General features: G+C 69.0%; 11 protein-coding genes, 1 tRNA gene and 1 pseudogene. 7 read left to right on the forward strand and 6 right to left on the reverse strand.

Translation table 11 applies throughout. The features are described 5' to 3' along the window. Positions 1–188 precede the first annotated feature (188 nt). Entirely contained in the window at positions 189–1,079 is an 891-nt protein-coding gene (locus IEX71_RS22075; protein WP_188839256.1) for a LysR family transcriptional regulator, read from the reverse strand. An 85-nt stretch (positions 1,080–1,164) separates the two neighbouring features. Here IEX71_RS22075 and IEX71_RS22080 point away from each other — a divergent pair, with 85 nt between their 5' ends. The 6 genes and pseudogenes from IEX71_RS22080 to IEX71_RS22105 all read left to right on the forward strand — a co-directional run. Then, complete coding sequence (locus tag IEX71_RS22080) at positions 1,165–2,127, forward strand: threonine ammonia-lyase (protein WP_188839257.1); 963 nt, start codon at positions 1,165–1,167, stop codon at positions 2,125–2,127. A gap of 145 nt (positions 2,128–2,272) precedes the next feature. Beyond that, positions 2,273–3,553: a phosphopyruvate hydratase gene (eno, locus tag IEX71_RS22085; protein ID WP_188839258.1), complete on the forward strand. Its 1,281-nt coding sequence runs from the start codon at positions 2,273–2,275 to the stop codon at positions 3,551–3,553. 108 nt (positions 3,554–3,661) lie between these two features. Next, positions 3,662–4,207, forward strand: a complete 546-nt coding sequence (locus tag IEX71_RS22090; RefSeq protein ID WP_188839259.1) for an FtsB family cell division protein — start codon at positions 3,662–3,664, stop codon at positions 4,205–4,207. Positions 4,208–4,214: 7 nt separating this feature from the next. After that, positions 4,215–4,748 carry a DUF501 domain-containing protein gene (locus IEX71_RS22095; RefSeq protein WP_188839260.1) on the forward strand — a complete coding sequence of 178 codons (534 nt, stop codon included), beginning with the start codon at positions 4,215–4,217 and terminating at the stop codon, positions 4,746–4,748. Further along, entirely contained in the window at positions 4,745–5,680 is a 936-nt protein-coding gene (locus tag IEX71_RS22100; RefSeq protein ID WP_188839261.1) for a Ppx/GppA phosphatase family protein, read from the forward strand. The genes IEX71_RS22095 and IEX71_RS22100 overlap by 4 nt, the downstream gene beginning before the upstream one ends. Positions 5,681–5,828: 148 nt before the next feature. Beyond that, positions 5,829–6,077, forward strand: a pseudogene (locus IEX71_RS22105) (WhiB family transcriptional regulator); the annotation flags it as partial. Positions 6,078–6,135: 58 nt separating this feature from the next. Here the strand turns inward: IEX71_RS22105 and IEX71_RS22110 are convergent. Next, positions 6,136–6,840, reverse strand: a complete 705-nt coding sequence (locus tag IEX71_RS22110; RefSeq protein ID WP_188839263.1) for a helix-turn-helix transcriptional regulator — start codon at positions 6,838–6,840, stop codon at positions 6,136–6,138. 163 nt (positions 6,841–7,003) lie between these two features. Between IEX71_RS22110 and IEX71_RS22115 the strand changes: the two genes are divergently transcribed. After that, positions 7,004–7,077: transfer RNA gene (locus IEX71_RS22115), tRNA-Leu, on the forward strand. Between the two features lie 116 nt (positions 7,078–7,193). Here the strand turns inward: IEX71_RS22115 and IEX71_RS22120 are convergent. The 4 genes from IEX71_RS22120 to uxaC form a co-directional block, all read right to left on the reverse strand. Next, positions 7,194–8,270, reverse strand: a complete 1,077-nt coding sequence (locus IEX71_RS22120; RefSeq protein WP_188839264.1) for a ScyD/ScyE family protein — start codon at positions 8,268–8,270, stop codon at positions 7,194–7,196. Between the two features lie 170 nt (positions 8,271–8,440). After that, the gene (locus tag IEX71_RS22125; protein ID WP_188839265.1) at positions 8,441–9,967 is read right to left on the reverse strand and encodes a UxaA family hydrolase; all 1,527 of its coding nucleotides are present in this window, start codon (positions 9,965–9,967) and stop codon (positions 8,441–8,443) included. After that, a complete protein-coding gene (manD, locus tag IEX71_RS22130; RefSeq protein ID WP_188839266.1) occupies positions 9,964–11,190 on the reverse strand; it encodes a D-mannonate dehydratase ManD in 1,227 nt (408 codons plus the stop codon). Before manD ends, IEX71_RS22125 begins: the two co-directional genes overlap by 4 nt. 15 nt (positions 11,191–11,205) lie before the next feature. Further along, a complete protein-coding gene (gene uxaC / locus IEX71_RS22135; protein WP_188839267.1) occupies positions 11,206–12,642 on the reverse strand; it encodes a glucuronate isomerase in 1,437 nt (478 codons plus the stop codon). Between the last annotated feature and the right edge of the window lie 41 nt (positions 12,643–12,683).

A 12,683-nucleotide genomic window follows, 5' to 3' on the forward strand; every position in this document is an offset into this window, starting at 1 on the left:
TTGTGCCGACGTTGCCGCCGGCTCCGCAGCGACCGGCATTCCGGTCGGGCGCGGGCGACTTCATCGACGCCCACCGAGACAGAATGCCGCATATGAGCCGTTCGCGAGGCAGGAATGGCGCAGACTGCCGCCGCAGTCGCAGCCATTCTGACAGGTCGTTATCGGCCGGGAGGGCAGGTTCGGCAAACTCACCGTGGTAGCGACACGTCCCGTGCCGCTACGACGATCGCGTCGGCCACCGCGTTCACCGTCCGCGGGCGCGGCGGTGCGCCATAGGTGACGACCTGGACCTGCCGGGTGGCCGGTAGCCGCGTGACACGGACCCCTGGATGTTGGTGCACCGCGAGTGCCAGCCCGGGCAGGATGCTCACCAACGCGCCCTGCGCGACCAGGGCCTGCACGGCGAGGTAGTCGTCGGTGGCGAAACTGATCTCCGGCTCGTAGCCGCTGGCGGCACACAACTCGACCAGCTGCGCGCGGCAACGCTCGCACCCCGCGACCCAGGCCGTATGGCGATGTGCGCGCAACGCCCGTCCGGCCGTGCGGGCGCGTTCGGCCGCGGGCTCCACGAGGTAGAGGTGATCGGTCAGGACGGTGTCGGCGCTGAGCAGGTCGGCCTCGGTGTCGTCATACGTGAAGGTGATCGCGAGATCGACCCGTCCGGCGCGCAACGATTCAATGGCGTCGGGCGGCTCGGCCTCGACGAGCTCGATGGCGACGCCCGGCGCAGACTCGCGCAGGGCGGCCAGAGCCGGCGGCACCAGGGTCGCGGCGGCCGATGGGAACGCCGCGAGTCGGACACGCCCGGCACGCAGTCCGGCGGTCAGCTCCAGCTCCTCCTCGGCACGCCGGCTGAGCGCCAGGATCTCCTCGGCGCGATGCGCCAGCGCCATACCTTCCGCAGTCAGTCGCACCCCACGACCGACCCGCTGGAGGAGGACGGTTCGGGTCTCCGCCTCGAGCCGGCGCAGGTGGTGGGAGATGGTGGGTTGTCCGTAGTGCAGCTCATCGGCCGCCGCAGACACCGATCCGGTGCGCGCGACGGCGACGAGCGCCTGCAGGCGGCGGAGGTCGAGCATGTGGCAAACATATCGATGTCATCGTTGATATTGCCAGAAAAGATCTATTGGACCGATGTAATGCCGACGGCCCACACTGGCCGGTATGACGACACTGACCTTCGCCGGAGTCCTGCACGCAGCTGACGTGATCGCGCCCGAGCTGCCGCCGACGCCGTCCTGGAACTACCCGGCGCTCGACGAGGCCGTCGGGACACACGTGATCGTCAAGCACGAAAACGTCCAGCCGACAGGGGCGTTCAAGGTTCGGGGTGGAGTGTCCCTGGCTGCCGGACTGACCGAGTCGGAGCGTCGCGCCGGGTTGATCAGCGCGTCGACCGGCAATCACGCGCAGAGCTTGGCGTATGCCGGACGGCTCGCCCAGGCGCCGACCATCGTCGTGATGCCGTTGAGCGCGCCCGAGGAGAAGGCGCATGCCACACGGCTGCTCGGTGCCGAGGTGATCCGGCACGGAGCGACGATGGGGGAATCCTGCGACTACGCCGGACGACTGGCGACCGAGCGCGGGATGCGCTTCGTCAGCCCCGGCGACGACCCGGCCATCGTGCACGGCCACGCCACGATCTATCTGGAGCTGTTGCAGCGCCATCCGGACCTCGAGGCGATCTACGTGCCGGTCGGCAGCGGGTCCGGCGCTGCCGGTGCATGTGTGGTGCGTGACGAGCTGGCGCCCGACTGCAGGATCATTGGCGTGCAGAGCGCGGCGGCGCCGGCGGCATACAACTCCTGGCGCAGTGGTCAGGTCGAGCAGGCGGCGTGCGACACCAGGTTCAGCGGCGTTGCCACGTCACGCGGTTCGCAGTTGCCGCTGTCGGTGATGCACGGGCGGATGGACGACTTCCTGCTGGTGTCCGACGAGCAGATCCTGGACGCGATGCGGTTGTTCAGCACCGCCGCGCACACGCTCGCGGAGGGTGCCGGGGCCGCCGCGCTCGCAGGTCTGGTGCAGCACTCCGAGCGACCGCGGCGTTGCGCCGTCGTGTGCTCCGGCGGCAACGCGGACGCCGGCGAGATCGCCGACATCGGAGCTGTCGCCGCGGTGGCCTGAAGCGACCGGTCACACCGCGGGAGCGGGGCTGCGTGCGGGTCCTCCCGGACCGACCGGTGCTTCGGCGATAGTCTGGTCGCGCAGACAGCGACGCGGGCACTGTGCCTGCCGGACTCCACGACGACGCGCCAGGAGACTCACCAACGTGGCCACGATTGACGCCCTGCTCGCACGCGAGATCCTCGACTCCCGAGGCAACCCGACCGTCGAGGTCGAGGTCGCACTCGACGACGGCACCGTGGGTCGCGCCGCGGTTCCCTCCGGTGCCAGCACCGGCCAGTTCGAAGCGGCCGAGCGTCGCGACGGTGACAAGAAGCGCTACGGCGGCAAGGGTGTTCAGGACGCGGTCGATGCCGTCGGCGAGGAGATCGCACCGCACGTGCTCGGGTATGACGCGACCGAGCAGCGCCTCGTCGACCAGGAGATGATCGGCCTGGACGGCACCGACAACAAGGCCCGCATCGGCGCCAACGCGATCCTCGGTGTCAGCCTCGCAGTCGCGCAGGCCGCGGCCGAGTCGGCCGACCTGCCACTGTTCCGCTACGTCGGCGGACCCAACGCCCACGTGCTGCCCGTGCCGATGATGAACATCCTCAACGGCGGCGCCCACGCCGACTCCAACGTCGACATCCAGGAGTTCATGATCGCCCCGATCGGCGCGGGATCGTTCCGCGAGGCACTCCGCTGGGGCGCCGAGGTCTACCACTCGCTCAAGGGCGTCCTCAAGGAGCGAGGGCTGTCGACCGGCCTCGGGGACGAGGGTGGTTTCGCGCCCAACCTCGACTCCAACCGCGCCGCACTCGACCTGATCCTCGACGCCATCAAGGCCGCCGGTTACACGCCCGGCAAGGACATCGCGCTCGCGATGGACGCTGCGGCGAGCGAGTTCTTCGAGGAAGGTTCCTACACCTTCGAGGGCTCGAAGAAGTCGGCCACCGAGATGACCGCCTACTACGCGGACCTGGTGGCGTCATACCCGCTGGTCTCGATCGAGGACCCGCTGGACGAGGAGGACTGGGAGGGTTGGAAGACCCTCACCGACGAACTCGGCGACAAGGTCCAGATCGTCGGCGACGACCTCTTCGTCACCAACCCGACCCGGCTGTCCCGCGGCATCGAGGGCGGCAACGCCAACGCGCTGCTGGTCAAGGTCAACCAGATCGGCACCCTGACCGAGGCGCTCGACGCCGTGTCCCTCGCGCAGAGCAATGGTTTCCGCTGCATGATGAGCCACCGCTCCGGCGAGACCGAGGACACCGTGATCGCCGACCTCGCAGTCGCCACCAACTGTGGTCAGATCAAGACCGGCGCGCCCGCGCGATCCGACCGCGTCGCGAAATACAACCAGCTGCTGCGCATCGAGGAAGAGTTGGACGACGCTGCCCTCTATGCCGGCGCGGGTGCGTTCCCGCGCTTCAATGCCTGAGCCGGTTTCAACAAGCACGGGAGGTTGGAGATGTGGTGCCGACGCAAAGAGCTTGCGACCCTCAGCGGCAGCGCAGCCTAAACCTCAAGGGCGACGAAAGGCCTTCCAGTGACACGCGATTCGCGTAAGACGACCACCACAGGTCGGTCACGCGAGACGTCGCGCCCTGCGACGGGACGTCGGCGGACCGGCCCGGCGCGCAGCACCACGGTGCGCAGTGCGTCGAGTCGGCCGGCGGCGTCCGGCGGCAAGGACCGGACCGGGGCCGGGCGTGCGGTGCGCAAGCAGCGTTCGCCGCGCTCGATGCGCCGGCTGGCCGTCGTCGGCGCGTTGATCGTCTTCCTCGCGGTCGTGATCGCACCCACCGTGCGCTCCTATGTGTCCGAGCGCCAGCACGTGTCGCGGCTGCAGGCCCAGGTGGCCGCGCAACAGCAGGACATCACCTCGCTCAAGGAGACCAAGCGCAAGTGGGCCGACCCCGACTACGTCGCCGCGCAGGCCGGCAAGCGCCTCGGCTTCGCCAAGCCCGGCAAGACCCTGACGGTCTACGTCACCGACGAGAAGTCCAAGCGAGTGGCAGCGGCGAAGTCCCAGGAGAAGCAGACGTGGTACGGCACCATCTGGAAGTCCGTCGTCGCATCCGGCGAGCACTGATCCGTCGATGACTGATCCGTCGATGGCCGAGAGCCCTTTGCCCCCAGTCGATCCCGCAGATCTTGCCGTCGTCGAGCGACAGCTCGGCCGGCTGCCGCGCGGAGTTGTCGAAGTTGCGGCACGCTGTCCCTGCGGTTGCCCGGCGGTCGTGCGCACGCTGCCCCGGTTGCCCGACGGCACGCCGTTCCCCACCAGTTTCTATGCCACCTGCCCACGGTTGACGCGTGCGATCGGCACGCTGGAGTCGCAGGGCATGATGCGTGACATGTCCGATCGGCTGGCGGCCGACCCGGAGCTGGCTGCGGCGTACCGAGGAGCCCACGAGGACTACCTGCGCCGGCGTGCGGAGCTGGGTGACGTCCCCGAGATCAACGGCATCTCCGCCGGCGGGATGCCCGACCGGGTGAAGTGCCTGCACGTGCTCGTCGCGCACTCGATGGCGGTCGGCCCGGGCGTCAATCCGCTGGGGGACGAAGCACTTTCGGCGCTGCCCGCCTGGTGGGAGGGCGGCTGCTGCGATGCCGTCCCCGAGAGCAGATGACACGCGTCGCCGCCGTCGACTGCGGCACCAACTCCATCCGGTTGCTCATCGCCGACACCGACGGCCGGTCGCTGACCGACGTCGTGCGCACCATGGAGATCGTCCGGCTCGGCCAGGGCGTCGACGTCACCGGCCACATTGCGCCGGAGGCGATGGAGCGCACCCTTCGGGTCGCGAAGCTGTATGCCGAGCAGTGCACCGCGGCCGGTGTCGAACGCGTGCGTTTCGTGGCGACCTCGGCCTCACGGGACGCCAGCAACTCCGCGGAGTTCACCACCGGCATCGCCGGAGCGTTCGCCGCCTTCGACATCGTGCCCGAGGTCGTGACCGGCGATGAGGAGGCGGCCCTCAGTTTCCGCGGCGCGACGAGCGTTGCCCGGGCGGAGACGCCCCCGCCATACCTCGTGGTGGACCTGGGTGGGGGTTCCACGGAGTTCGTTCTCGGTACTGCCACGGTCGACGCCGCGCTCTCCACCAACATCGGCTGTGTCCGGCTGACCGAGCGTCACCTGCACAGTGACCCGCCCACGGCGGCGGAGATCCACGCCGCGGTGGTCGACATCAACGCGGCGATCGACGACGCCGCCGCGATCGTCCCGTTCGACCGGGCCGGTTCGCTCATCGGGCTGGCCGGGTCGGTGACCACGATCACCGCGCACGCCCTCGGCCTCACCGCGTATGACGCCGAGCGCATCCACGGCACCGAGTTGCCGGTCCGGACCGTCGAGGCGTCGTGCGAGGCGCTGATCCACGCCACCCGCGACGAGCGCGCGGCGCTCGGCTACATGCATCCGGGCCGGGTGGACGTCATCGGTTCCGGCGCGTTGATCTGGCGCACCATCGTCCGCCGCGTCGCCGACGTCGCCGGCATCGAGACGGTGCTCACCAGCGAGCACGACATCCTCGACGGCATCGCTCTCGGCCTGGCCTGATCCGGCCGGTCACCGTTCCTGCCGTTCGTTCCGCGTGGTGCATCTCATGCAGTCTGTGCTGCTCCAGGTCTTCCGATGGGTAATAAAACCATTTAGACTTGTAAAAATTATCCCTGGTATCTGTTCTCGAGGGCGAGTGGAGCAGCACATGGTGGTGAACGACTGGCGTGAGCGGGCGGCCTGCCGTGAGGAGAACCCGGAGCTGTTCTTCCCGGTGGGCACGACCGGGCCGGCCTTGGATCAGATCGAGCAGGCCAAGGACATATGCCGGCACTGCCCGGTCCTCGCGCAATGCCTGGCGACGGCGCTCGACAACGGCGAGGACGCCGGCATCTGGGGCGGGACGACGCCCGAGGAGCGGCGGATGATGCGCTGGTCGCGCGCCAAGCGAGTGGCCGGCCTCGACGCCGTGCGACGTGAATTGGCAGCAGCGGACGCGGACGCGCCCGCTCGGATCAGGTAGCCCGTGGCGGACGCTTCACGTCGGCCAACCGGGTCACACACAGGCTGCGATCGACGAACGGCTCGAGTGCAGTCGCCTCGATCGGCGCGTTGAGCTCGGACAGCACGCCACGCATGAGTCCGAGATGCACGGAGCAGACCACATCGGCGTGATCCTCGGCAACCTCCCGAAACGGGCACTGGTGCAACAAGATTCGTCGGTCGTGACTGGTGCCCACCGACTCGGGGGCGAAGCCGACCTCCTCGAGGATTTCGACGAGTTCGCGCATCGCGGCGCTCGCGTCGACGGCACGGAACGGTGCGGGCCGCTCGGTGAGGAAACGGCCCCACTCCTCGCCGGCGCGCTCGGCGGCTTCACCGGGTCGCGCGGATTGGGTGGCGAGGTAGCTGGCCAGGATCTGTGCGAGCAATCGGTAGCTGCGCCGGCCGGTACGCGTGCTGTCCTCGCTCGCGCGATAGAGGGCGCGCGGTCGACCGGGGGCGTCGCGCTGCTCGGTCTCGCGCTCGGCCAGACCCTGCTCGACCAGCCCGTCCAGGTGGAAGCGTGCGGTGTTGGGGTGTAGTCCGACCCGCTCGGCGATGTCGGCCACCGACACCGGCTTCACCACGGCCTGCAGGGCTCCCAACACTTGGGCGCGGCTGTCGCCGAGCGGCGGTGCGTCCGAGGGATCCGGACGGGTCAAGTCCTGGCGTTCCACACCTGATGATCCCACATGGGCCGAGGCGGATTGTATTTACCACTCCGCCTGTGACAATCGGCCGAGGCTCGCGCCGGACCCCGCGTACCCGAACCGTGCGGCGACGTGCCGCACGCGGCACCAGGGCGGATCCGCCGGCACTGCCACGGATACGCTGACTCTCGCCCTCGTAGCCCAATTGGCAGAGGCAGGCGACTTAAAATCGCTCGAGTGCGGGTTCGAGTCCCGTCGGGGGCACTCGACATGAAGCAGCGCTCGGTCACGATGCCGGCGACCGCAGAGGTGCCCGCCGGCATCGCGTGAAGGTGAGCCGGCAGGCGGTTCCAGGGAAGGCCGCCCACCGACCCACCGGCTCAGTGCGCGCGGGCCGGTCCCGTGGCAATCTTCACGATCGTTCCCGGGTGGGACTCGTCCATGCCCATCGTCCCGGCATACACCGTCCCGTTGGCGGAGGTCTCGACCGAGACCACGCCGGGCACGTTCGCCAGTGTCGACACCCCGCGTGAGTTGACCACGGAGATCTTGCCGCCGAACAACTCGGCGACATAGATGTCTCCGTGCTTGCCGATAGCCAGGTTGGTCGCGCCGGCGAAACCGGTCGCGATCCGGGTGACCGAGTGCGTCGACGGGTTGACCTTCCAGAGCGAGCCGCGGGCACCCAGCTCGGGACCCTCCGGGCCGCCGGGCAGCGTTGTGACGTAGATCGAACCGCCGGGTCCGACCTCGACGTCGGTCGGCACCGGTTCGAAGTCGACGGTGACGCCGACCACGCACGCCGGCGCCTTCAATGCGTCTGCCATCTCCTGGGTGATCGTCGTGGGCTGCGCCGGGAACGTCGCGACCGTGCTGACCTGCCCACTGTCGCTCACCGACAGCAGATCGTTCGCACCGGCGTCGGCCACCAGCCAACCGTTGCCGCGGCTAGCCACGGAGTACGCGTGCGAGTCCAGGAGTCCGGTGTACTTGGGACCGGCCACCGCCTGGACGCACGGGTCGTCGCTGTGCGGGCCGTACTGCGTCATACCGTCCGGGTTGTGTTGCGCCTCGTATGCCGTCAGGTCGGCGTAGACCGTGCCGCCATCGGGGTTGCGCACGTGCAGTCCGGAAGCGGAGTTCTCGTGGGTGTTCTCGTCGCTGACCGTGGAGGTGTAGGCGAGCCAGGCTCCGCGGGTCGCGACGCCGGACGCGCCAGGAACGCCGGTCACGACCGGGGCGATCGATCCATCGGACTGCAGGCTGCCGACCAGGCCCGGACCGCCGTCCGCGACCAGGACCCGGGGGCCGTCGACCTCCAGGTTGAACGGTGCTCCGACGGCACCGGACAGGGTGACGGGTGGTGTGGGCCTGGGGCTCGCCGCAGCGATGCCCGGGACGGTGACGGCGAGGCCGGCAGCAGCGCAGCCGACGGCGAATGAGCGCGCAGGACGCATGGATACTCCGATCCGACCCGTCGGAGGACCGCCGGGTCTGTTCCGCTCCGGCGGCTGGTCTCTCCCGGTACCGCCGACCGAAGACCTGTGGACCGCCGGGGCAGCGGTCCTGTCGTCATTCTGCGTGGCGTATGGCGGTGGGGCTGACTAATTGCAGCCCTGTTCGCGGCTCAGGTCACCGCGCCGAGCTGCCACGGAACGAATTCCTCCTGGCCGAGGTCGAGTTCCTCGCTGACGGTCTGCCGGCCGGACGCGACGGCGAGAATCTGCTCGAACACCGTGTCGCCGACCTCCTCCAGAGTGTCCGTGCCGTCGACGATGGTGCCGCAGTTGATGTCGATGTCCTCCGGCATCCGTTCGTAGAGCTCGGTGCTCGTGCCGAGCTTGATGCTGGGCACCGGCTTGCACCCGAAGACCGAACCCCTGCCGGTGGTGAAGCACACGACGTTGGCTCCGCCCGCGACGATGCCCGTGACCGAGACCGGGTCGTAGCCGGGGGTGTCCATGAAGATCAGGCCAGGCACGCGCGGCCGCTCGGCATACTCCACGACCTCGGCGAGGTCGGCGTGACCGCCCTTGGCCACGGCGCCGAGCGACTTCTCCAGGATCGTGGTCAGCCCACCTGCCTTGTTGCCCGGTGACGGGTTGTTGTCCATCGTCCCGCCGCCCGCCGCGGTGTAGTCCCGCCACCAGTCGAGGCGATCGAGCAGCTTGCGGCCCACGGCTTCGGAGACCGCCCGTCGGGTCAGCAGGCCCTCGGCGCCGTGCACTTCCGGCGTCTCGGCCAGGATCGACGTGCCGCCGTAGGAGACCAACCGGTCGGAGGCGACGCCGAGTGCGGGATTGGCGGTGATGCCCGAATATCCATCGGAGCCACCGCAATTGAGCCCGAGCACGAGCTTGGAGACGTCGCACGGCTCGCGCTGGAGCGCGTTGATCGGCTCCAGCATGCGGTTGACCGCCTCGACTCCGGCGCGCACCGTGCGCCGTATGCCGCCCTCGTCCTGGATGACCAGTTGCTCGATCAGGGTGGACGACGGGATGTCAGCACTGTCGACGATGCGGGACGACTGCAGCATCTCGCAGCCCAGACCAAGGACCAGCAGTCCGGCGATGTTGGGGTGTGCGGCATACCCCCGCAGGGTGCGCATGAGGACACGGGCGCCCTCGCTCTCGGTGACGAGACCGCAGCCGCTGCGGTGGGTGAGGGCCACGACGCCGTCGACGTTCGGATAGGCGTCGAGCACCTGACCACGGAACTGGTCGACGATCATCCGGGCAGTGCTCGCCGAGCAGTTGACCGACGTCAGGATGCCGATGTAGTTGCGGGTGCCCACTCTGCCGTCCGCGCGGGGATAGCCGAGGAAGGTCGGCCTGTCGCCCGGCGGCGGTGTCAGCGTGTGCCGGTCGGTGCCGAACTCGTGCGGCTGGTCGGCCTCGGTGATCTCGAGGTTGTGCACGTGGACGTGCTCGCCCACGCCGATGGCCGCGGTGGCCCGGCCGATGGTCGCGCCGTACTTGCGGACCGGCTCCCCGGCCGAGCGCGCGACGACCGCGACCTTGTGCCCGCGCGGCACCGACGATCGGACCGTCAACGGCTCGCCGGTGGGCAACGGGATGACCTCGCCCGCGGTCAGCGCACGCGTGGCAACGGCGACCTCGTCGCCGGCCGCCAGCAGGAGCAGTCCGTCGCTCACCAGTCGTGCACCGTGCCGTCGAGCCGGCGGTTGACCGGCAGATAGGCCGGCGTGTAGTTGAACGCCTCGGCCGCCTTGTCGTCGTATTCGACTCCCAGGCCTGGGTTTTCGCCCGGATCGAGTAGCCCGTCGGTGAAGGTGTAGCTGGTGCGGAAGACCTCGAGCGTGTCGGGTGAGTGCTTCATGTACTCCTGGATCCCGAAATTGTGCAGTGCGATGCCAAGGTGGAGGTGGGCAGCCTGTCCGACGGGGGAGATGTCGGTCGGCCCGTGGAAGCCGGACCGGATCCCGTAGACCGCCGCGAAGTCCATCAACTTCTTCAGCGCGGTGATGCCGCCGGTGTGGGTCACCGCGGATCGCACGTAGTCGATGAGTTGCTCGGTGATCAGCGTCTGGTAGTCGAAGACCGAGTTGAAGACCTCACCGATGGCCAGTGGCGTGGTGGTCTGTGAGCGGACCCGGCGCAGCGCCTCCTGGTTCTCACCCGGAGTGCAGTCCTCGAGCCAGAAGAGGTCGTAGGGCTCCAGGGACTTGCCCAGGATTGCAGCTTCGTTCGGCGTCATCCGGTGGTGCCCGTCGTGCAACAGCGGCAGCTCGAGTCCGAACTCGCTCCGCACAGCCTCGAAAACCGTTGGCACGTGGCGCAAATAGGCACGCGTGTCCCACGTCTCCTCAGCCGGTAGAGCCTGCCGCTTGGCCGGCTCGTAGTCGTAGCGCTGGCCCGGTGCCTGGTCGGAGGCGACGCCGTAGACCTGGCCGAGTCCGGGGACGCCGGTCTGCACCCGGATCGCTGCGAACCCCTGCTCCAGGTGGTTGCGGATCGAGGTGAAGAGTGCGTCGGTGGTGCTGCCGGAGGCGTGTCCGTAGGCCAGGCAGCCGCTGCGCGAACGCCCGCCGAGCAGCTGGTATAGCGGCATACCGGCGACCTTGGCCTTGATGTCCCACAGCGCCATGTCGACCGCGGCGATCGACGCCATGGTGACGGGCCCGCGTCGCCAGTAGGCGCCCCGATAGAGGTACTGCCAGGTGTCCTCGATCTGAGCCTCGTCGCGGCCGATGAGCAACGGCGCCACGTGGTCGCGCAGGTAGGAAGCGGCCGCGAGCTCGCGGCCGTTGAGCGTCGCGTCGCCGAGCCCGGTGACGCCGTCGTCCGTCGTGATGCGCAGCGTGACGAAGTTGCGTCCGGGGCTGGTCACCAGCACCTCGGCCGATCTGATGGTCATGTCTCTCCTTCGGGGTCAGTCGTGAGGGGCGGCGTATGCCGTCAGGGCGAGTCGGTGGGCCAGATCGACCATCGTGTCCATCGCCTCGTCCATCCCGAGGCGCGCCTCGGCGACCAGCTTGGCGAGGTAGCCCGCGTCGATGCGGCGGGAGAGGTCGTGACGTGCCGGGATGGACGCGAATGCCCTTGTGTCATCGACGAATCCGCTGGTGTTGTAGAAGCCTGCGGTCTCAACGGCCGACTCGCGGAAGCGGCGCATCTGCTCCGGGCTGTCCAGGAACCACCACGGTGCGCCCAGGCGCACGGACGGGTACGCGCCGGCCAGTGGCGCGAGCTCGCGGGAGTAGACGGTCTCGTCGGTCGTGAAGAGGATGCACCGGAACCGGTCGCTCAGCCCGAACTTCTCCAGCAGCGGCCGAAGGCTGCGAGTGAACTCCACGCGCACCGGCACGTCGAAACCCTGGTCGGGACCGTGCTGTCGATAGATCTCGCCGCTGTGGTTGCGCAGGACGCCGGGGTGCAGCTGCATCACGAGGCCGTCCTCGGCGGACATCTCGGCCATCTGGAAGAGCATGTGTGCGGCGAACGCCTCGGTGTCGGCGGGCGACACGTTGCCGGCCAAGGCGTCGCGGTAGATGCGCTCGGCGCTCGCGGTGGGCAGGGGAGTCGTGTCGGCGGTGAGATGGCCGTGGTCGGTGGCGCGGGCGCCCGCGTCGATGAAGGCGCGGCGCCGCTGGCGCAGCGCCGCCAGGAAGCCCTGATAGTCACCGGTGTCGACGCCGGAGACCTCGGCGAGCCGGTCGACCTCGGCGGTCCAGGCATGGTGCCCCACGTGCACGAGCGAGTCCGGCCGGAAGGTCGGCACGATCCGGGCGGGACCGAGCTGGCGCGCGAGCCGGCCGTGCGATGAGAGGTCGGACAGGGCTGAGTCGGTCGTTGCGAGGATCTGGACGTTCATCCGATCCAGCAGCGCGAGTGGCCGGAAGTCCGCCCGCTGCAGTGTCTCGGCGAGCTGGTCGTAGAGCACGTCCGCGTTCTTCGCCGACGGTGGCGCCGGCAGTTCGAAGATCTCCGCGAGCTCGTGCTCGAGCCAGTAGCGGGTCGGCGTCCCACGGAAGAGGTGCCAGTTCTCGCAGAACCGTCGCCAGATCGCGCGCGGGTCCCGCTCGACGGGGTCGCCGCCGGAGTCGCGGTCGCGGTGAGGGACCCCGAGTTCGGCGTGCCGGTAACCCTGTGACACCAGCATGCGCACCAGGTAGTGGTCCGGGGTGATGAGCAGCTCGGCAGGATCTCCGAAGGCCTGGTTGTCGGCGAAGAGATCGACATCGACATGCCCGTGCATCGACACGAGCGGCAGCGTCGCAGCGTGCCGGTAGATCGTGCGAGCAAGGTCCCGCGTCGTCGGATCGGCGGGGAGCGCTCGGTCGGGATCAAGCTGCCACTGCTCAGTCATTGCACCCTTTCATGGAATCTTTGCAAGCGATTGCAGAACTC

It is taken from the genome of Flexivirga endophytica, assembly GCF_014640635.1.
GTDB classification, from domain to species: Bacteria; Actinomycetota; Actinomycetes; order Actinomycetales; family Dermatophilaceae; genus Flexivirga; species Flexivirga endophytica.

Coding starts and splice junctions, on each gene's coding strand:
- IEX71_RS22080 (WP_188839257.1), top strand. CDS start 1,165: ATGACGACACTGACCTTCGCCGGAGTCCTGCACGCAGCTGACGTGATC.
- uxaC (WP_188839267.1), bottom strand. CDS start 12,642: ATGACTGAGCAGTGGCAGCTTGATCCCGACCGAGCGCTCCCCGCCGAT.
- IEX71_RS22075 (WP_188839256.1), bottom strand. CDS start 1,079: ATGCTCGACCTCCGCCGCCTGCAGGCGCTCGTCGCCGTCGCGCGCACC.
- IEX71_RS22120 (WP_188839264.1), bottom strand. CDS start 8,270: ATGCGTCCTGCGCGCTCATTCGCCGTCGGCTGCGCTGCTGCCGGCCTC.
- IEX71_RS22095 (WP_188839260.1), top strand. CDS start 4,215: ATGACTGATCCGTCGATGGCCGAGAGCCCTTTGCCCCCAGTCGATCCC.
- IEX71_RS22100 (WP_188839261.1), top strand. CDS start 4,745: ATGACACGCGTCGCCGCCGTCGACTGCGGCACCAACTCCATCCGGTTG.
- manD (WP_188839266.1), bottom strand. CDS start 11,190: ATGACCATCAGATCGGCCGAGGTGCTGGTGACCAGCCCCGGACGCAAC.